Source organism: Halobaculum sp. EA56, from assembly GCF_051195075.1.
In the GTDB taxonomy this organism is placed as follows: Archaea; Halobacteriota; Halobacteria; order Halobacteriales; family Haloferacaceae; genus Halobaculum.
Genome location: NZ_JBNTJX010000001.1, coordinates 1 through 18,090, shown reverse-complemented (window position 1 = coordinate 18,090; position 18,090 = coordinate 1). Strand labels below are relative to the sequence as shown.

At 73.3% G+C, this 18,090-nt stretch carries 17 protein-coding genes; 10 read left to right on the top strand and 7 right to left on the bottom strand.

Translation table 11 applies throughout. The annotated features are described in order from the left end of the window. Nucleotide 1: 1 nt before the first annotated feature. A complete protein-coding gene (locus ACQUQ1_RS00085; RefSeq protein ID WP_435061999.1) occupies nucleotides 2-1,708 on the bottom strand; it encodes an Hvo_1808 family surface protein in 1,707 nt (568 codons plus the stop codon). A gap of 158 nt (nucleotides 1,709-1,866) precedes the next feature. On the opposite strand from ACQUQ1_RS00085, the gene ACQUQ1_RS00080 reads away from it, so the two are divergent. Further along, entirely contained in the window at nucleotides 1,867-2,454 is a 588-nt protein-coding gene (locus tag ACQUQ1_RS00080) for a cysteine hydrolase family protein (protein WP_435061997.1), read from the top strand. A 30-nt stretch (nucleotides 2,455-2,484) separates the two neighbouring features. Here the strand turns inward: ACQUQ1_RS00080 and ACQUQ1_RS00075 are convergent, their stop codons facing one another. The 3 genes from ACQUQ1_RS00075 to ACQUQ1_RS00065 form a co-directional block, all read right to left on the bottom strand. Next, nucleotides 2,485-3,069 (bottom strand): DUF7529 family protein, encoded by a 585-nt coding sequence (locus tag ACQUQ1_RS00075; protein ID WP_435061995.1) that lies wholly within the window; start codon nucleotides 3,067-3,069, stop codon nucleotides 2,485-2,487. A gap of 127 nt (nucleotides 3,070-3,196) precedes the next feature. Continuing rightward, complete coding sequence (locus ACQUQ1_RS00070; RefSeq protein WP_435061993.1) at nucleotides 3,197-4,495, bottom strand: dihydroorotase; 1,299 nt, start codon at nucleotides 4,493-4,495, stop codon at nucleotides 3,197-3,199. Nucleotides 4,496-4,534: 39 nt separating this feature from the next. Next, nucleotides 4,535-5,188 (bottom strand): lipoate--protein ligase family protein, encoded by a 654-nt coding sequence (locus ACQUQ1_RS00065; RefSeq protein WP_435062796.1) that lies wholly within the window; start codon nucleotides 5,186-5,188, stop codon nucleotides 4,535-4,537. Between the two features lie 202 nt (nucleotides 5,189-5,390). On the opposite strand from ACQUQ1_RS00065, the gene ACQUQ1_RS00060 reads away from it, so the two are divergent. The 6 genes from ACQUQ1_RS00060 to ACQUQ1_RS00035 all read left to right on the top strand — a co-directional run bounded on the left by ACQUQ1_RS00060 (nucleotide 5,391) and on the right by ACQUQ1_RS00035 (nucleotide 11,525). Further along, on the top strand, nucleotides 5,391-6,374 hold the full coding sequence (locus ACQUQ1_RS00060; RefSeq protein WP_435061991.1) for a hypothetical protein: 984 nt from the start codon (nucleotides 5,391-5,393) through the stop codon (nucleotides 6,372-6,374). A 92-nt stretch (nucleotides 6,375-6,466) separates the two neighbouring features. Next, nucleotides 6,467-7,327: a hypothetical protein gene (locus tag ACQUQ1_RS00055; protein ID WP_435061989.1), complete on the top strand. Its 861-nt coding sequence runs from the start codon at nucleotides 6,467-6,469 to the stop codon at nucleotides 7,325-7,327. A gap of 384 nt (nucleotides 7,328-7,711) precedes the next feature. Beyond that, entirely contained in the window at nucleotides 7,712-8,119 is a 408-nt protein-coding gene (locus tag ACQUQ1_RS00050) for a 30S ribosomal protein S6e (RefSeq protein ID WP_435061987.1), read from the top strand. A 49-nt stretch (nucleotides 8,120-8,168) separates the two neighbouring features. Beyond that, nucleotides 8,169-8,612 carry a DUF7112 family protein gene (locus ACQUQ1_RS00045; protein ID WP_435061985.1) on the top strand — a complete coding sequence of 148 codons (444 nt, stop codon included), beginning with the start codon at nucleotides 8,169-8,171 and terminating at the stop codon, nucleotides 8,610-8,612. Between the two features lie 192 nt (nucleotides 8,613-8,804). Then, nucleotides 8,805-11,051, top strand: a complete 2,247-nt coding sequence (locus ACQUQ1_RS00040; RefSeq protein ID WP_435061983.1) for a CDC48 family AAA ATPase — start codon at nucleotides 8,805-8,807, stop codon at nucleotides 11,049-11,051. A 66-nt stretch (nucleotides 11,052-11,117) separates the two neighbouring features. After that, nucleotides 11,118-11,525: an ArsR/SmtB family transcription factor gene (locus ACQUQ1_RS00035; protein ID WP_435061981.1), complete on the top strand. Its 408-nt coding sequence runs from the start codon at nucleotides 11,118-11,120 to the stop codon at nucleotides 11,523-11,525. 44 nt (nucleotides 11,526-11,569) lie between these two features. On the opposite strand, the gene ACQUQ1_RS00030 is transcribed toward ACQUQ1_RS00035, so the two are convergent. Next, complete coding sequence (locus tag ACQUQ1_RS00030; RefSeq protein WP_435061979.1) at nucleotides 11,570-11,743, bottom strand: hypothetical protein; 174 nt, start codon at nucleotides 11,741-11,743, stop codon at nucleotides 11,570-11,572. 115 nt (nucleotides 11,744-11,858) lie between these two features. Here ACQUQ1_RS00030 and ACQUQ1_RS00025 point away from each other — a divergent pair, with 115 nt between their 5' ends. Beyond that, nucleotides 11,859-12,353, top strand: coding sequence for a DUF5807 family protein (locus ACQUQ1_RS00025; protein WP_435061977.1), 495 nt, complete (start codon nucleotides 11,859-11,861; stop codon nucleotides 12,351-12,353). 15 nt (nucleotides 12,354-12,368) lie between these two features. Here the strand turns inward: ACQUQ1_RS00025 and ACQUQ1_RS00020 are convergent, their stop codons facing one another. Together ACQUQ1_RS00020 and ACQUQ1_RS00015 are read right to left on the bottom strand one after the other, a co-directional pair. Further along, entirely contained in the window at nucleotides 12,369-13,622 is a 1,254-nt protein-coding gene (locus tag ACQUQ1_RS00020; protein WP_435061975.1) for a DHH family phosphoesterase, read from the bottom strand. 229 nt (nucleotides 13,623-13,851) lie between these two features. Next, entirely contained in the window at nucleotides 13,852-14,316 is a 465-nt protein-coding gene (locus ACQUQ1_RS00015; RefSeq protein WP_435061973.1) for a universal stress protein, read from the bottom strand. Nucleotides 14,317-14,434: 118 nt separating this feature from the next. Here ACQUQ1_RS00015 and ACQUQ1_RS00010 point away from each other — a divergent pair, with 118 nt between their 5' ends. Beyond that, nucleotides 14,435-17,293, top strand: a complete 2,859-nt coding sequence (locus ACQUQ1_RS00010; protein WP_435061971.1) for a PAS domain S-box protein — start codon at nucleotides 14,435-14,437, stop codon at nucleotides 17,291-17,293. A 29-nt stretch (nucleotides 17,294-17,322) separates the two neighbouring features. Next, nucleotides 17,323-17,910 carry a DUF7474 family protein gene (locus ACQUQ1_RS00005; protein WP_435061969.1) on the top strand — a complete coding sequence of 196 codons (588 nt, stop codon included), beginning with the start codon at nucleotides 17,323-17,325 and terminating at the stop codon, nucleotides 17,908-17,910. Nucleotides 17,911-18,090: the final 180 nt, after the last annotated feature.

Genomic DNA, 18,090 nt, shown 5'->3' with positions numbered 1-18,090 from the left:
GTCAGCGACGCCGCCGGCGCGCGAGCAGGCCGGCGACGGCCACCGCGACGACGGCGACGGCGAAGCCGAAGCCGGCGCCGCCCGTCGCGGTCGTTCCGTCGGCGTTGCCGTTCCCGCTCGCGTCGCCGTCGCCGGCGTTCCCGTCCCCGTTCGCGCCGTCCCCGTTCGCGCCGTCCCCGTTCCCCGGCGACGCCGTCGGCGTCGACGTGTCCGGCGAGGCCGGCTCCAGCCCCGGGCGGATCTGCTTCACGTCCTCGACGGTCGGACCGTTCACCACGGTGACACGGTCGCCGTCGAGGCGCACGAGGAACGCGTCCGCGAAGGGCCCGTCGGGGACGACGTAGTAGCCCTCGTCGGTGCGCTCGACGTCGTGGGCCTCCAGCATCCGGAGATACGCGTCGTAGAACTCCCTGGCGTCCGCCTCGGTGTCCCAGGCGGTGATCCAGACGTAGCCGTACTCGGTGTCGTTGCCCTGGCCGTTCCGGTACGGGAACAGCCGGTCGTTGGCCCAGCCGTCGGACGGCTCGGAGCTGTAGTTGTACGTGTCGTACTCGCTGCTCGTCTGGAACAGGCTGTTCGGGTTGATCGTGTCCGCGCCGTACTCGCGCGCCTGATACCAGAACATCGCGTAGATTGACGCCTCGCCGACCGTGTCGGAGCCGTTCTGCCCGAGCTGCGGGTTGTCACGGGGGAACGTGCTCCAGCCCTCGGTCCCGTTGTCGGTGAAGTTCAGCTCCCGGGGCGTCTCGTTCGTGCGGTGGATCACCTGCTCGGTGGAGACGGGCGGGTTCCGGAAGTCGTCCGCGAACCCCTCCCAGCCCTCCTCCTGGACGATCTCGTGGACGAGCACCGGCCCGTCGGAGTAGGGGTTCAACAGGGTGAGGAGGATCCCGAGGTTCGGTCCCCCGCCCCCGCCGCCGCCACCGCCGGCCCGCGGCGTGTCGACGCACTCCCACTCGTCGCCGCAGCGCTCGGAGTACTTCGCCTCGACGTAGTTCGCCTCGCCCTCGACGACGCCGTCGATCGCGAGGTCGCCGTCCTGGGTCTCGCCGCGGTACGTCGCGTTCGTGAGGTCGTACCGCTGGTCCTGGAGGGCGTGGACGAGTTCGTGGACCAGCGTCGCGTTGTCGATCGTCGGCGAGTCGGGCGAGTCGGTGACGATCGTGATCTCGTCGCGCGTCGGCGAGTAGAAGCCGAGGACCGACGAGCCGGTCGTCTGGCCGATCGCCTCGCCCGAGCCGGTCGACTCCCCGACGATGAACAGCCCCTCCCACACCTGGTCGTTCCAGCGGTTGTACTCGGTCGCGTTCCCGCCGCCGGCGCTCCGGTTGCGGTACTCCTCGCGGGTGATCACCGAGACGGGGACGCGGCCGTCGAACTCCGCCTCGCGGACGTACTCGACGCGCGCCATCGCGCGGGCGACGTACGCGTCGATCTCCGCGTCGCTCAGCCCGTCGGACTGGTTCACCTCGATGCTCTCGTTGTGCCAGTAGCCGGCCTCCCACCCGATCGCGTCGGAGTCGGGGTCGGGGGGCGCGTCCTCCCGGGCCGCGTTCGCGTACGGGCTCCCGGAGGTCTGCGCTCCCGTGTCCGCGGCGGGGGCCGCCGGCGCCGCGGCGAACACCGGCGCCGCGGCGGTACACACGAGCGCGAGCGCGAACGCGAGCGCGGCGAGTCGCGACAGCGGGTGCGGGGCCGATCGTCGCATACGTCCGCATTGGACCGGGGGTAGAAGTACCTTGTCCGGTTTCTCGAAACCGACGACGGTCGCGTCGTCCGTTCCGCCCGTGGACGCGACACCGCGCCGAGCCGGCCGGTTCCCCGGAGCGCCGAGAGGTTTTGGGGTCGCGAGCCGAACGGTCGGACATGCCCGCAGACGGAGACGCGTTCGACCCCGACAGCACCGCACTCGTCGTCGTGGACATGCAGAACGGCTTCTGTCACCCGGACGGGAGCCTGTACGCCCCGCCCAGCGAGGCGGCCATCGAGCCCGTCCGGACGCTCGCCGAGCGCGCGGGCGAGGCGGGCGCGCCGGTGGTCTACACCCGCGACGTCCACCCGCCCGAGCAGTTCGACGACGCCCACTACTACGACGAGTTCGACCGCTGGGGCGAACACGTCGTCGAGGGCAGTTGGGACGCCGAACTGGTGGACGACCTCCCGACCGAGGACGCCGACCACGTCGTCGAGAAGCACACCTACGACGCCTTCTACCGCACCGACCTGGAGGGCTGGCTCGACACCCACGGGATCGACGACCTCGTGATCTGCGGGACGCTCGCGAACGTCTGCGTGCTCCACACCGCCGGATCGGCCGGCCTGCGTGACTACCGCCCGGTGGTCGTGGAGGACGCTCTGGGGTTCATCGACGAGGGGCACCGCGAGTACGCCGTCGAGCACGCCGACTGGCTGTTCGGCGAGACGACGACGCTGGAGAACGTGGCGTTCGCGTAGCGACGGGGGCCGCGTCCCCGGCCGGGCGCCTCACTCGGCCGCGTCGTCGCCGTCGGAGCCGGTGGCGTCGTCGCCCGGGTCCGCGTCGTCGACCCCGTCGCCGCCCTCCGCGTCCCACCCCTCCGGGAAGAGGGCGTCCGGGTCGCGCTGGGTGAAGACGACGCGCTCGGAGTCGTCGAGCGGGCGGAGGTAGGTGCGGAGTTCGCCCGCCTCGGCCGCGCCCTCCAGCATCGGGTCCGCCTGTCCCTCGGCGTAGTACAGCGGGAAGACGACCGCCCGCCCGGCCGACTCGGCCTTCATCGCGACCACGAGGAACACCACGTCGGACTCCTGGGCGCGGTAGGCGTCGTACCCGTCGAAGGCCGCCTCCGACTCCTCGACGAGCGCGCGGACCGTCTCGAACTCGTCGCCCGGGAGGAGCACGTCGAAGCCGAGGCGGTCCACCTCGACGCCGGCGCCGACGGTGCCGACGTTCGGGAGCGGCGTCACGTCGCCGGGGTGGAGTTCCGTCACCTCCCACCCCGCCTCGCGGTACTCCTCGGCGGTGGCCTCCATGTCGGCCATCACGTCGTCCCAGAACTCGGTGTACCCGGCGAGCGGGTGGCTTCCGGCCATGTCTCACGCGGGGCGGGGGAGGGTGAAAACGGTTGTCGTGTCGCGGCGGTCCGGGACGGCGCCCGGGGCGGGCGAGACCGCCGGTCCGACGGATCGGGGGCCGGCGCCGGTCCGGCGACGGCGGCGCCTACGCCCGCACGTTCTCGCCGACGGCGTCGCCGAAGCGTTCGCCGTCGCCGCTGGCGTCGTAGGCGACGTGGCCGCGCACGAGCGTCAGCTCGGGGAAGACGCCCGGCCGCCCCTCGAAGGGGGTCCACCCGCACTTCGAGTGGAGGTCGTCGCCGCTGATCGGCCGGGCCGAGTCGAGGTCGACGAGCACGAGGTCCGCGTCGGCGCCCTCGACGACCCGTCCTTTCCCCGGCACGTCGAACACCGCGGCGGGGTTGGCGGCGACGAGGTCGCGCACGCGCTCCAGCGCGAGCGTGCCCTCGCGCACCTCGTTCAACAGCAGGGGGAGCATCGTCTCGACGCCGGGCACGCCCGATGGGGCCTCCCAGATGCTCGCGTCCTTCTCCGCGCGGGTGTGTGGCGCGTGATCGGTGGCGACGACGTCGACGGTGCCGTCGGCGACGCGCTCGAACACCGCCTCGCGGCGCGCCTCGCTCCGCAGCGGGGGGTTCATCCGGCCGAACGTGCCCAGTTCCGGGAGGTCCTCGCGCGAGAGGAACAGGTGGTGGGGCGTCACCTCGCAGGTCGCGCCCGCGTCGCTCGCGGCGTCGATCCCCTCCGGGGTGGAGGTGTGGGCGATGTGGATGTCCGCGTCGGAGTCGGCGCCCACGTCCAGCGCGCGCTCGACGGCGGCGGCCTCGGCCTCGGCGGTCCGGTATGCGCTCCAGGCGTCCGCGTCGTCGCCGGGGCGGTCCCGGGCCGACCGATCGAACAGCTCGGCGTCCTCCGCGTGGACGGTGACCACCACGTCCTCGTCGGCCGCGCGGGCGACGGCGTCGGCGAACAGGTCCGCCTCGATGCCCATGTCGCCGGTGGAGTCGGCGAGGAACACCTCCCCGAGCGCGAACAGCGGGCGCGCGAACAGCGAGTCGGGGTCCCAGTCGGCGGTGACGCCGCCGTTGACGCCGAAGTCGACGAGCGAGCGCCCGGCGAACTCGGCCTTCGCGTCGAACGCCCCGCCCGTGACCGTCGGCGGGTCGGTGTTCGGCTGGTCGACGACGGTCGTGACGCCGCCGGCGGCCGCCGAGCGCGACCCGGTGTGCCAGTCCTCCTTGTGCTCGAAGCCGGGCTGTCGGAAGTGGACGTGGGCGTCGATGGCGCCCGGGAGGAGGTGCTTCCCCTCGCAGTCGATCACCTCGTCGGCGGTCGCGGTCGGCACCGACCCCGCAGGCTCGACCGCGGCGACCCGCTCACCCTCGACGAGCACGTCGCGGACCCGGCCGTCCGCGAGCGTCGCGTTCACGAAGAGCGCGTTCATCGTCGGCGATGCGCGAGCGCGGGGGGTAAGTTCGACGGATCAGCCCTCGCCCGCGCCGTCGACCGGCAGGTCCGCCACGTCGCGGACCTCGGCCTCGCGGTCGTCGACGAGGGCCGTCTCGATCGCGTCGCGGACGGCGTCCGGGTCGTCGGGGCCGCCCGCCTGTGCGACCGACCCGACCGACTCGGGGTCGAACGGGACGCCGAGGGCGTCGTACACCGCCGAGAGGACGGCACGGATCGGCCCGCGCTCGGCGACGGTGACGCACCCCGAGACGAGCGCGGCGTCGTCGCGGACGCGCTGGGCGACACCGGCGACCTTGCCGCCGCCGGCGACGCGGACCGAGTAATCGCCCGGGCAGTACGAGCGTGGCGGCTCTCCCCGTGTCACGTCCGCGCCGACGCCGCCGAGCGCGTCGAGGAGGGTGTCGACGGCGGCCCCGTAGCGGTCGTTCAGGCGGGTCCGGGCGTCGTCGAGGGGGACCGCGTGCGCGAACGCCAGCGTCGACTCGGCGTACGCGACCGCCCGGCCGCCGACGGAGCGCTCGACCGGCGGGAAGCCGTGCTCGCGGGCGGCCGCCCGCGCCCGGTCGTAGCCGTCGGCGTGGGCGTCCCGGCGGCCGAACGCCAGCGAGCGGCCCGGCGCCCACACCCGCAGGGCGGGGACGCCCGCGTCGCCCGCCTCGGCGAGCATCGCGGCCGTCGCGGCGCGGTCGGTCTCGCGGGACTCGCGGGTCGTTCCTCCCCGCTCGCCGTCCGAGGACTCGATCCCCTCGCCCTCGTGGTCGCCGCGGCAGCCCCGATAGACGCGAACGCGTCGCCCGCCCCCGTCGTCGAAGGTCACGCCGGTCGCTCGGAGTCGGGGCGCCTAAGCGCTTGCGCCGCCTGCGGCGGGTATGGAGGAGTCGGCGGGCGACGACGGGAGCGCCGGGGCGGAACGGGACCCCGTCGTCCTCCCCGAGTCGCTGCTCGCGCGGTACCGGAAGTTCTCGCTGTACAACTCGCCGTATCCCGCCCACGACCGCGCGTGCGCGGTGGACCTGTACCCCGAGTCGAACGCCGGCGTCTCGCCCGTCGCCGGCGAGGTGCTCGACACCCGGACCGTGGGGTGTCCCGACCGCGAGTACGCCGTCGAGCGCGACCACCTGATCGTGATCGACGCCGGCGAGTACGTCGCCCGCGTGCTCCACGTCGACCCCGCGGTCGAGGCCGGCGACGAGGTCGCCGTCGGCGACTCCCTCGGGGAGATGGTTCGCTCGGGCTTCTTCGGCCGCTGGGTCGACAACCACGTCCACCTAGAGTTCCGCGAACGCGGGAGGAACCCCTACCGCGCGTCCGGGTCGCTCCCGCTCGTCGCCGACGCCCGGGTGCGGCCGCTCGCGTGGGACGGAACCGGGACGGTCGTTGAGACGGGCCCGAGCCACGCGGTGCTGGACGCGCCGACAGGGTCGGTGGCGGGGGCGGACGCCGCCGCCTTCTCGGCGGTCGCCGACGACGACGGCCGCCCGCTCGACGGCGGTCTGGCGCACTACTCCGGGGGCGGGATTCCCGGGACGGGGGGCGACGCCGGCGGTCGCGTCCCCCACGGCGGTACCGGCACAGGCGACGACGACGGCGGACCCGCCCGCGACCCGGTTCGCCTGCTCGGAACCGAGGTCGGGACCCGCGCCGGCCGCCACGTCGACTGGGCCGACGTGGACGTGCTCGCGAACGGCGAGCGGATCACGGGGCTGTCGCTGTTCGCCGCCCGCGCCGACGCCGACGCCGCCGCGGGCGCGAAGTTGGTGACGCGGCCGGAGGCGGGCGACCCGACGTTCGCCGTCGGCGACTGGGTCGAGGTGCGGATCGTCGAGAGCGACGATCCCGTGCGGCTCGGCTGAGGACCGCCGGTCCGCACCTCGACCTCGCGATCGGAGGGGCGGGCGGGATTCGTCGGTGTCGTTTTGTGTTGGCTCGAACACACCTTCTCGTGATGGACCGTCGCCTCCGAGTCGCGCTCGTCGTGGTCGCCGTCATCCTCCTGGTCGCCGCCGGCGCCGTCGGCTTCGCCCTCTACCAGTTCACGCGTCCGGTCCCCGAGTCGTACACCCACACCGCGGAGTACCGGGCGTACGTCCAGCCGGACGCGACGCTGACGAACGTCACGCTGTACCTCCCGCTTCCCGTCGAGAACGGGAGCAGTCCCGCGGGCGACGCGCTCGTCGCCGGGTCGCCGGGCGTCGTCGACGCGCCGCCCGGGTGGTCGTTCGCGGTCGAGGACACCGCGTACGGCCCGATGCTCGCGCTGTCGTTCCCGACGCTGGAGCCGAACTACCGCGAGCGTCCGCCGCCGCGGACGGTCGACCCCGCCCCCGGCGGCACGACCGCCGCCCCGGGGACCGGAACGCCGACGCTGGCGCCGGGACGGACGCCGATCCGGACGCTCGACTACTACCTCGTGGGCGTCCGACTGGCGTTCGCGGAACCGATCGACACGCGAACGCCCGCCGACTCGGAGCCGGTGCTCCGGCCCCGGCTGAACGCGACCGACGTCCGGTGCGACGAGCTGAGCGGCGAGGACGCCGTCTGTCGGCGGTTCGGCACCCGCATGTACCTCTCGTACGAGGCGCCCGAGAACGCGACCGTCGACGTGCTCGTCACCTACGAGGGGTACAACGAGTGGTTCGCCGGCGGCTGGACGGGCAACAGCTTCCGGCAGTCGACCCGGGTCGTCGCGACTGGCGACGGCCCCGGCTGGGTCGCCGTTGAGGGCGAGGAGACGACCGGCGTCGGGACGTACCGGGGAGCCCCGAACGCCGTCGTCGACGCCGGCGCGGTGGCGGTCGCCCGGTAGCGGATCGGCCGACCGGGGGTCGTGCCCCGGTTCGCTCGTTCGACCTCGCCGTTCTTTCGGGCGGCGCACCCGCGAGCGTGCCGCCGTTTCCCGTGGTCCTCGGTCTCACGGCCTCGGACCACGCTTCCATTCCTGGGCGGCTCGGCGACAGGACCTCGCCGCACACCGCCGTGGCCTCGGTCGCTACGCTTCCTCGGCCACGCTTTCTATTCATCTGCGGCTCGGCGACAGGACCTCGCCGCACACCGCCGTGGCCTCGGTCGCTACGCTCGCTCACGGGTCGCTTCGCTCCCCGTTCGCTTCGAGGACTCGCTACGCTCGTCCTCGCACTCCTCGGCCACGCTTTCGACGGTCTTTTCTCTCACCGCCGAGCATCACCCCGTAATGGCCGAATTCAAGATCGTCGTGGGCGACGACGCCGGCGACACGCGGCAGTTCGACGTGGACGGACAGGACGCGAACCGATTCCTCGGCCGGGAACTCGGCGAGGAGGTCGACGGCGCGGCCGTCGGCCTCGACGGCGTCGACCTGACGCTGACGGGCGGCTCCGACAAGGCCGGGCGCCCGATGCGCGAGGACGTCCCCGGCAGCGAACTGAAGGAGCTCCTGCTGGAGGGCGGCGTCGGCTACGAGCCCTCGCGCGACGGCGAGCGCAAGCGCGTCACCGTCCGCGGCCGGCAGGTCTCCGAGGAGACCGTCCAGATCAACGCCCGCGTCGAGGGCTCCATCGCCGAGGCGCTCGGCGAGGAGGAGGACGAGGAGGCCGACGCCGAGGCGGACGACGAGGAGTAACCTCCGGACGCCCCGCTCCCGCTTCGTTCACCCCGCCACAGGACATGACATGACCGATAGACTCGCCAGCGACGCCGACGACGTGACCAGCCTGCGCGCGCACCTCGCCCGCTCGGGCGGGACGCGGCTCCCCTGCCTGCGGATCCCCGAGGAGGCCGACCTCTCGGCGGGCGACGAGATCCGGCTCGTCCTCGACGGCGACCAGCGTCACGCCCGGGTGACGGGCGACTCGCGCGGCCTGCTCGTCCGGGGCGCCTACGACGACCGCCGGCGGATGCGCGAGGCCGCCGAGGGCGCCGCAGACGCCGAGAACCGGCTGGTCGAGTGGGCGCGCGGGCACGGCCGCGGTCCCGGCGACGCGGTGGAGCTCGACGAGGTCGACCCCGGCTACCTCTACGGCCTGCGCGTCCCCGGCGAGCGCGCCGCCTACGCCGTGACGAGGCGGCCCGACGAGGGGCTCCGGGACATCGCGGAGTCGCTGTACGACGAGTAGCGACGGCGGGCCGCTCGGGCCCGCGTCCGCGACCGACTCGGACCCCCGTTCTTCCCGGCCCGCGGGCCTAGGCCCGGCGCGTGGGTCTGCCCCGCGCCCTTAGACGCCCCGACCGACTTCTCCCGGGTGACGCCGGCGTGCCGGCCCCCGCGGCGCCGTCGCGGGGGGCGCGGCCGCGCCGGGGTGATTCCCATGCGACTTCGAGTCAAACAACGCAAGCGGAAGGACACGGGGAGCGGGCTGGCGTCGATAGACAGGACCTCGATGGAAGAGCTTGGCGTCACGAGCGGCGAGTTCGTCGCCGTCGAGGGGCCGGAGGGGCGCGCGATCGCCCGCGTGTGGCCCGGCCGCTCGGAGGACAGCGGCCGGGGGATCGTCCGGATCGACGGACAGCTCCGGCAGGCGGTCGGCGCGCGGATCGACGACGCCGTCGAGGTCGAGCCGGTCGAGGTCGACCCCGCAGAGCGGGTCACGGTCGCCCTCCCGGGGAACGTCCGGATCCGGGGCGACATCGGCTCGTACCTCCGCGACAAGCTCGTCGACACGCCGGTCACGGGCGGGCAGGAGATCCCCCTGTCCGTCGGGCTCGGCCTGTTCTCCGGGCGCTCGGACCGCCGCGTCCCGCTGGAGGTCGTCGACACAGAGCCGTCGGGCACGGTCGTCATCCGGAACTCGACGGAGATCGAAGTCGTCGACCGCGGGAGCGAGGCGGCCCGCTCGGCGGCCGAGAGCGCCGACGCCGCGACGGGCGCGTCCGACCGGACGGCCGAACCGACCGTCACCTACGAGGACGTCGGCGGCCTCGACGACGAGCTCGACCGGGTCCGCGAGATGATCGAGCTGCCGATGCGGCACCCGGAGCTGTTCGGCGCGCTCGGCATCGACCCGCCGAAGGGCGTGCTCCTGCACGGCCCGCCCGGCACCGGGAAGACGCTCATCGCGAAGGCCGTCGCAACCGAGATCGACGCCCACTTCCAGACCATCTCGGGGCCGGAGATCATGTCGAAGTACTACGGCGAGAGCGAGGAGCAGCTCCGCGAGGTGTTCGAGGAGGCCGAGGAGAACGAGCCCGCGATCGTCTTCATCGACGAGCTGGACTCCATCGCCCCCAAGCGCGAGGAGGTCTCCGGCGACGTCGAGCGCCGCGTCGTGGCCCAGCTGCTCTCGCTGATGGACGGCCTGGAGGAGCGCGGCGAGATCACCGTCATCGGGACGACGAACCGCGTCGACGCCGTCGACCCCGCCCTCCGACGGCCCGGCCGGTTCGACCGCGAGATCGAGATCGGCGTCCCCGACCGCGACGGGCGCGAGGAGATCCTCCGGATCCACACCCGCGGGATGCCGCTCGGGGACGACGTCGACCTGGAGCGGTACGCCGAGAACACCCACGGCTTCGTCGGCGCCGACCTGGAGAACCTCGCGCGCGAGGCGGCGATGACCGCGCTCAGGCGGATCCGGCCGGAGCTCGACCTCGAGGCCGACGAGATCGACGCGGAGGTGCTCGACGCCGTCGAGGTGGCCGACCGCGACGTCCGGGAGGCGCTGAAGGGCATCGAGCCCTCCGCGCTCCGCGAGGTCTTCGTCGAGACGCCGGACGTGACGTGGGACGACGTCGGCGGCCTCGACGAGGCGAAGGAGCGCCTCCGCGAGACCGTCGAGTGGCCGCTCGACCACGCGGCCGCCTACGAGCGGGTCGGGCTCGACCCCGCGAAGGGCGTGCTCCTGCACGGCCCGCCCGGCACCGGGAAGACCCTGCTGGCGAAGGCGGTCGCCAACGAGGCCGACTCCAACTTCGTCTCGGTGAAGGGCCCGGAGCTGTTCGACAAGTACGTCGGCGAGTCCGAGAAGGGCGTCCGCGAGGTGTTCAGCAAGGCCCGCGAGAACGCCCCGACCGTCGTCTTCTTCGACGAGATCGACGCCATCGCCGCCGAGCGGGGTCGCGGCGTCGGCGACTCCAACGTCGGCGAGCGCGTCGTCTCCCAGCTCCTGACGGAACTCGACGGCATGGAGGAACTGGAGGACGTGGTCGTGGTGGCGGCGACGAACCGGCCCGACCTCATCGACGACGCGCTGTTGCGCCCCGGACGGCTCGACCGCCACGTCGCCGTCGAGGAGCCCGACGAGGACGCCCGCCGGGAGATCTTCGACGTCCACACCCGCGACCGCCCGCTCGCCGACGACGTCGACCTGGCGGACCTCGCGGCGCGGACCGACGGCTACGTCGGCGCCGACATCGAGGCGGCGTGTCGGGAGGCCGCGCAGCTCGCCGTCCGCGAGTACGTCGCGGCCGACGGCGACGGGCCGGTCGAGGACATCGTCCTCGACGCGGACCACTTCGAGCGGGCGCTCGAGGAGGTCGACCCGGAGGAGAGCCCCGGCGGCGACGCGGACGCGGACGCGGACGCGACGCCGGCGCTGGGCCCCGAAGAGCGCCCGTAGCGGCGACGACCCGTTCCCCGGAGTGGCGATAGATATTTATAGTAGAGTAGGTAACTTTTGGTGAGCATGGATCCCCGAACGGGCGTTCGGGACGAGCCGAGCGACCGCCGGACCGCCCGCGCGCTGTCCGAGCGGGAGGCCGACCGCCTGCTCGCGACGCTCGGCGACGGCGACTGCCGGGCGGTCCTCCGACAGCTCGCGGACGGGCCCCAGACCGCCGAGGAGCTCGCGGAGGGGTGTGAGATCCCGTCGACGACGCTGTACCGGAAGCTGGACGATCTCGTCGCCAGCGGCCTCGTCGCCGAGGGGACGAAGGTGTCGACGGGCGGCCGGAACGCGTCGCTGTACCGCCACGGCGTGGACGGCGTCGAGGTCGACGTCGGGCAGGCGGACGGCCTCGACGTGCGCGTGACCGACCGCGCCCGCGACCCGCCGGACCGGTCCGACGTCGGCGACGGGACGGACGCGTCCTGACGGCGCGGCCGACGGGCCGCCGCCGGAGCGCGGCCGCGTTCGGGTCAGAGGATCGACCGCTCCTCGTCCCCCTCCGCGGACTCGTCGACGACCGCCAGGAGGTTCTCGTACGGGACGAACGCGACGAACTCGTCGTCCTCGTACAGGTCGACGCCGTGATCGCCCCGCTCGTAGGCGTCGCACTCGATGCTGCCGCTCTGGATGAGTGCTCGGTACATCGGTCCGATCTACGGCGTCGATCGTTGTCACCGTTGCCCCGGCCGGCCTCCCGGGTCGGGCCCGGTTCGCCCCGCGACGGACGACCTTTTACGACTCGCGCGCCGACCCGTGGGCATGACCGACGACGCCGCGGACGCGGACACCCCCGACGACGGCAAGCTCGCGGAGTTCCTCGCGGGCGAGCGGCTCGACGACGTGGCCATCTTCCTCACCCACGAGTTCCTCGACGAGCAGGGCCGGATCGCGAACATGGGCGAGGCCGTCGAGGACGGCGTCGTGCTCGTCGTCCCCGGCGACGACGGGCGCAAGGCGTTCGCCTCCGGGACGGGCATGGACCCGATGCAGTTCGCGAAGGAGGCGATGGCCCGCGACGGCGTGATCTACCCGGACCTGGGCGGCGGCGAGTGCCCCGACGCCGCGGAGAAGCCCGGGGACGAGCACCGCGCGGAGTTCGTCTTCGCCTTCGGCGAGGAACGGAACGCCGAGGTCGGCGGGCTGTACGCCGAGGGCGACGTGATGCACGCGTACGCCCACTGCTCGTGCGGCACCGACTACTCGCACAAGTGGGTCATGGGCGAGTACGCCGAGGAGCCGGCCGTCGAGGGGTAACGCCGACGGCGACCGCTACTCCGCCGCGTCGGCGGCGTTCTCGGCGTCCTCTTCGTCCGCAAGCGTCTCGAACGCCCGGAGGATCACGCGCTTCGCGGTCGCGCCCTCCGTGCTCCAGTGGTGGGCGTAGTCGAGCATGTCGTCGTACACGTCGGGCATGCAGCCGGCGGCCTTCGGGTGGCCGCCGCCGTTGACCTGCCCGGCGACCTCGTGGCAGCGCTCGAACCCCTCGGAGCCGCGGATCGACGCCGAGCCGGACGGCTTGACGATCACGGCGGCGTCCATCCCCTGCTCGCGCAGCGCCTCGGCGACCTCGTTCTGCGAGCAGCGGCCGTAGGTGACGCCGACGCGCCAGTCCCCGATCTCGTGTTCGACCGCGCGGTCGACCGCCTTGTCGATCAGTCGCCGCTTCTCCACCCGGCGCTCCTCGACGTACTCGCGGGCGACCTCGGGGAGGTCGACGCCGTAGGCGCCGACGACGGCGGCGTACTCCTCGGCGCCGGTCCAGTAGGCGAAGTCGGCGAGGTCGTCCGAGCGAGGGTCCTCCTTCAGCCAGAGGTCGTGGTCGCGGGTGACCGCCGCAAGCTCCGTGAAGCGCTCGTCGAAGTCGTGGTCCAGCGAGCGCAGCGTCACGTCGGTGGAGCACTCCTCGTCGCTGGCGCCGACGACCAGGTCGATACCCAGCTCGCGCACCGACGCCGCCAGCTCCTCGTCCCACTGGTGGTGGTCGAACCAGCGGACGGACTCGGCCCGCCGGACGACCGCGCGGAGGTCCTCGGCGATGTACTCGAACGCGTCCGGGCAGATGTCACAGACGAACACGTCCGTGCCCTCCTCCAGGAACTCGGCGGCGTACTCCAGGTCCTCCTCGAAGGAGTGCGGGCCGGAGGGGAGCAGCGCGACCGACGACTCCGCGTGGCCGTCGTCCTCCTCCTCTCCGCCGAACGGTTCGTCGGACTGCGTCCGACTCCCCGAGGCGCTTCGCGCCTCGCCCTCCTCGTCGGTGCCGTCGAGCTTCGCGCGGCGGCGCTCCTCGAACGGCGCCACGTCGAGGGCGGCGCCGTACGCCTCGCGGATCAGCGCGACGCAGCCGAGGCCGTCGGCGTCGGAGTCGGTGATCACGACTGCCTCCGCGCCCTCGACGGCCTCCCGCGCGCGCTCCTCGGCGCGGTCCTCGTCCAGCGAGTCCGGATAGAAGAAGCCCGTCCCGGGGAGCCGCGACTTCCGGTCCAGAGGGAGGGCGTCCGTCTCGATGAGTTCGTCGTCCATACTCCCGGCTCGGGGCGCGCGGTGAAAACGGCGGTGGTGTGCGTGGCCGAGCGTAGCGAGGCCACGGGGACGCGAGCGGGGAGCGAGCGCGGTCGAGCCCAGCGAGACCGCGACGGCGAACGGCGACCGGAGGGCGCCGTGAGCAACGCGACCCGCGAGCAGTGCGTGGCCGAGCGTAGCGAGGCCACGGGGACGCGAGCGGGGAGCGAGCGGTGGTCCCCGACGCCAGTCAGGCCGGCGCGCCGCCCGGGCCGCCCCCGTTCTCGCCCTCGAGCTGGCGGACCGTGAGCACCGGGACCGGGCAGGTGCGGACGACCCGCTCCGCGACCGAGCCGATGAGGAAGCGGTTCTCGCCGTGGCGGCCGCGGGTGCCCGTGGCGACGAGGTCCGCGTCGATCTCGCGGGCGTAGTCGGCGATCTCGTTGGCGGGGCGCCCCTCGCGGACGACGGCGGTCACGTCGCGGTCGGCGCGCTTCTGCACCTGGACGATGGCCTCGCCCCCGCGCTCCTGGAGCGCGTGGCGCATCTGGTCGCGGACCGTCTCGGGGGAGGAGTCCACCTCGCCGCTGTCGACGACGTACAGCGCGTGGACCGCCGCGTCGAACCGCTCGGCCAGGTCGAGCGCGGCGTCTACGGCCCGGCGCACGCTCTCGGAGCCGTCGGTTGCGACGACGATGGTGTCGATGTCGGGCATCGCGCGGGGCTTCGACGGGCGCGTGCTTAAAAGTCGGCGCCGTCTCCCGCCGCGGGACGGGCCGGAGGGCGGCCATCGCTTAAGTTCCCGCACGGCAATGCCGGGACGACCGGACCCCATGACCGCCACCGACGACACGATACGGGTGCTCCACGTCGACGACGACCCGGAGTTCGGCGACCTCGTCGCGACGGTGCTCGAACGCGAACGCGACCGGATCCGCGTTCGCACCGCGACGAACGCCGAGGAGGGGCTGGACGCCCTCTCCGACGGCGACGTGGACTGTGTCGTCTCCGACCACGACATGCCCGGCCGGGACGGGATCGAGTTCCTGCGGGCGGTCCGCGAGGAGTACCCGGACCTCCCGTTCGTGCTGTTCACCGGGAAGGGGAGCGAGGAGGTCGCGAGCGAGGCCATCTCCGCGGGCGTCACCGACTACCTCCAGAAGGAGGTCGGGTCCGACCAGTACGAACTGCTCGCCAACCGGATCGCGAACGCCGTCGAGGCGTACCGGTCCCGTCGGACGCTGACCGAGCGGACGCGGCGCCTGGAGACGCTCATCGGCAACCTCCCGGGCGTCGTCTACCGGTGCCGCAACGAGCCGGCCTGGCCGATGGAGACCGTCGACGGGGAGATCGAGGCGCTGACGGGCTACACCGCGGCGGCCCTGGAGGACGGCGAGGTCGAGTGGGGCGAGGACGTCATCCACCCCGACGACCGGGAGCGAACGTGGGCGGCCGTCCAGGAGGCGCTCGCGGACGACGGCACCTTCGAGGTCACCTACCGGATCGTCGCACGCGACGGGACGACGAAGTGGGTGTGGGAGCGCGGACGCGGCGTGTACGCCGACGACGGCGACCCGGAGGCCGGGGACGGCGGCGAGTTGGAGGCGCTCGAGGGGTTCATCACGGACGTCACCGACCGCAAGGAGCACGAGACCCGGCTCGAACGGACGACCGCCCGTCTGGAGGCGCTGTTCGAGCGCTCCCCGGACATGATCGACGTCCACGACGCCGAGGGGAACATCGTCGACGCGAACCCCCGGCTCTGTGAGGAGACGGGGTACACCGAGGAGGAGCTCACCTCGATGAAGGTGTGGGAGGTCGACCGGACGGTCGATCCCGCCGAGGCGCGCGCGATGTGGGCGGGGATGGGTCCGGGCGAGCGCCGGGAGCTGGAGGGCGAGTACCGCCGTCGAGACGGGTCGACGTTCCCGGTCGAGATCCACGTCAGGCGCCTCGACCTCGCCGAGGGCGAGCGGTTCGTCGCGAGCAGCCGGGACGTCTCCGAGCGGCGGCGGCGCGACCGGAAGCTGGAGCAGCTCCGGGAGCGCTCGCGGGCCCTCAACTACACGCAGACGGTCGCCGAGACGGCGCAGCTGGCGACCGACGCCGCCGACGAGATCATCGGCGCCGAGCTGAGCGGCGTCCACCTCGTGAGCGACGACGGGGACAGGCTGGAGCCGGTCGCGGTGGCGGACGCCGTCTCGGACCTCTTCGAGGACCTCCCGGCGTACGACCGGTCGGCGCCGCCGGGAACCCGCGCCCACCTCGCGTGGGAGGTGTTCCGGGAGGGCGAGCCGACCCACATCCCGTCCGTCTCCGGCTCGGACCGGCTGACCGAGGCGTCGCCGACCGAGAGCGTGCTCCTCCAGCCGCTGGGCGAGCACGGGCTGTTCGTCATCTCCTCGCCGGAGCCCGACGCGTTCGCCGAGACGGACGTGCTCCTGGTGGAGATCCTGGCGAACTACCTCGAGGCGGCCCTCGACCGGGTGGTCCGCGAGGAGACGCTCCGGGAGCGACAACACCGGCTCGAACAGCTCCACGACGCGACGAGGGAGCTGGTCCGGGCCGACTCGACGGGCGCGATCGCCGAGCGGATCGTCGAGGCCGCCGAGGAGATACTCGGGTTCAGCGCCACCGTAGTCCGGTTCTACGACCCGGACGTGAACGGGCTCGTCCCGGTCGCCGAATCGGACACGGTCTCGGACGTGCTCCCGTCGCGCGAGCCGTTCACCCCCGAGTCCGGGAGCCTCAACTGGGACAGCTTCGAGGCGGACGAGGTCCGCGTGTACGACGACATCGAGACGGTCCCCGAGTCGGTCGACGGCGGGAGCGGGCTCCGGAGCCTCATGCTGCTCCCGATGGGCGACCACGGGACCCTCTCGGTCGGCGAGACCGAGGCCGGCGCGTTCGACGCGACCGACGAGTTCCTCGCCCGGATCCTGGCGACGGCGGCCGAGACGGCCCTCGACGAGCTGGCGGGCGAGCGGACGCTCCGCGAGAGCCGGAACGAGCTGAGGCGACAGAACGACCGGCTGGAGGAGTTCGCCAGCGTCGTCTCCCACGACCTCCGCAACCCGCTGAACGTGGCCGACGGACACCTGGAGCTGGCCCGGCGGGAGTGCGACAGCGAACACCTCGGGGCCGTCGAGCGCGCGCTCGATCGAATGGAGACGCTCATCGAGGACCTCCTCACGCTGGCCCGCGAGGGGGAGGCCGACACCGACCTCGAACCGGTCGACGTCGCGGGGACGGTCGACGCCTGCTGGGGGAACGTCGACACGGCCGACGCCTCCCTGGTCGTCGACGTCGGCCGGCCGATCCTGGCCGACGAGCGCCGCCTGAAACAGCTGTTCGAGAACCTCGTCGGCAACGCGGTCGAACACGGGGGCGAGGACGTGACGGTGACGGTCGGGGAACTGGCCGACGGCGAGCGCGAGGGCTTCTTCGTCGAGGACGACGGCGTCGGCATCCCGCCGGACGAGCGCGAGGCGGTGTTCGAGGCGGGCTACTCGACGGGGGACCGGGGGACCGGCTTCGGGCTCCGGATCGTCAGGCAGGTGGCCGAGTCCCACGGGTGGGACGTCCGGGCGACCGAGAGCGAGGAGGGCGGCGCCCGCTTCGAGGTGACCGGCGTGACGTTCGTCGACCGCGAGGGGGAGGACGGTGCGGCGGCGTCGAACCACGACACCTAAGCCGGGGACGCTCCCAACACACCACAACCGTGCCCCGGTTCGCGTACCCCTGCCCGGGCTGTCGCACCACGAACAGCCTGCACGACGCCGACTGCGACTTCGAGGGGACCGAGTGGCACCACGTCGAGCGGGCGTATACGGACGTGCTGGCCGTGCTCGTCGACGGCGCCGTCACCGAGTCCGCCCTCCAGCACGCCGTCCACGACGAGTGGTCGGGGCTCCACCGCGCGGCGCTCGACCTGCTGAAACGGGAGGGGCGCGTCGAGGAGGCCGACGGGACGCTCCGGCTGCTGACGGCCGAGCGCTACCGCGAGGAGGTGTCCGAGCCCACGCGCGAGCCGATGGCGACCATCTACCGCGAGGGGAGCTACCCGGGCTGTCACGACAACGCGGTGTTCGCGCTCGTGGCCTGGTACGAGATGGTGGGCCTCTCGTGGGAGGAGACCCGGCAGAACGTCGTCGAGTGGCTCCACACGTCGGGGACGTGGGACCGCGGCGGCTTCGAGGAGTCCAGCCCCGAGGAGCTGGTCGACAAGAAGCGCCACGTGTACGAGGCCGGCTACGGCTGGAAGGAGAAGGCGCAGGCGGCCAAGCGCGTGATCGAGCGGCACGGGTGAGGGGCGCGGGGGCACTCCGGAGCCGCCGTCCCGCCGCGGCGGTCCCGCCGCCACGGATCCGCCGCGACCGCGTCCGCTAAGTCGGTCGCGCACGAGCCACCGGCGTGACCACTCCCCGCGCGGGAACCGCCCCCGACGCCGAGGTGCCGCCGGCGTCCGCCGGCGGCGACGACCCCGCCG

Excerpts from the sequence above, each read along its gene's own strand:
- ACQUQ1_RS00085 (WP_435061999.1), bottom strand. The coding sequence starts at position 1,708 with ATGCGACGATCGGCCCCGCACCCGCTGTCGCGACTCGCCGCGCTCGCG.
- ACQUQ1_RS00080 (WP_435061997.1), top strand. The coding sequence starts at position 1,867 with ATGCCCGCAGACGGAGACGCGTTCGACCCCGACAGCACCGCACTCGTC.
- ACQUQ1_RS00075 (WP_435061995.1), bottom strand. The coding sequence starts at position 3,069 with ATGGCCGGAAGCCACCCGCTCGCCGGGTACACCGAGTTCTGGGACGAC.
- ACQUQ1_RS00070 (WP_435061993.1), bottom strand. The coding sequence starts at position 4,495 with ATGAACGCGCTCTTCGTGAACGCGACGCTCGCGGACGGCCGGGTCCGC.
- ACQUQ1_RS00065 (WP_435062796.1), bottom strand. The coding sequence starts at position 5,188 with ATGCTCGCCGAGGCGGGCGACGCGGGCGTCCCCGCCCTGCGGGTGTGG.
- ACQUQ1_RS00060 (WP_435061991.1), top strand. The coding sequence starts at position 5,391 with ATGGAGGAGTCGGCGGGCGACGACGGGAGCGCCGGGGCGGAACGGGAC.
- ACQUQ1_RS00055 (WP_435061989.1), top strand. The coding sequence starts at position 6,467 with ATGGACCGTCGCCTCCGAGTCGCGCTCGTCGTGGTCGCCGTCATCCTC.
- ACQUQ1_RS00050 (WP_435061987.1), top strand. The coding sequence starts at position 7,712 with ATGGCCGAATTCAAGATCGTCGTGGGCGACGACGCCGGCGACACGCGG.
- ACQUQ1_RS00045 (WP_435061985.1), top strand. The coding sequence starts at position 8,169 with ATGACCGATAGACTCGCCAGCGACGCCGACGACGTGACCAGCCTGCGC.
- ACQUQ1_RS00040 (WP_435061983.1), top strand. The coding sequence starts at position 8,805 with ATGCGACTTCGAGTCAAACAACGCAAGCGGAAGGACACGGGGAGCGGG.
- ACQUQ1_RS00035 (WP_435061981.1), top strand. The coding sequence starts at position 11,118 with ATGGATCCCCGAACGGGCGTTCGGGACGAGCCGAGCGACCGCCGGACC.
- ACQUQ1_RS00030 (WP_435061979.1), bottom strand. The coding sequence starts at position 11,743 with ATGTACCGAGCACTCATCCAGAGCGGCAGCATCGAGTGCGACGCCTAC.
- ACQUQ1_RS00025 (WP_435061977.1), top strand. The coding sequence starts at position 11,859 with ATGACCGACGACGCCGCGGACGCGGACACCCCCGACGACGGCAAGCTC.
- ACQUQ1_RS00020 (WP_435061975.1), bottom strand. The coding sequence starts at position 13,622 with ATGGACGACGAACTCATCGAGACGGACGCCCTCCCTCTGGACCGGAAG.
- ACQUQ1_RS00015 (WP_435061973.1), bottom strand. The coding sequence starts at position 14,316 with ATGCCCGACATCGACACCATCGTCGTCGCAACCGACGGCTCCGAGAGC.
- ACQUQ1_RS00010 (WP_435061971.1), top strand. The coding sequence starts at position 14,435 with ATGACCGCCACCGACGACACGATACGGGTGCTCCACGTCGACGACGAC.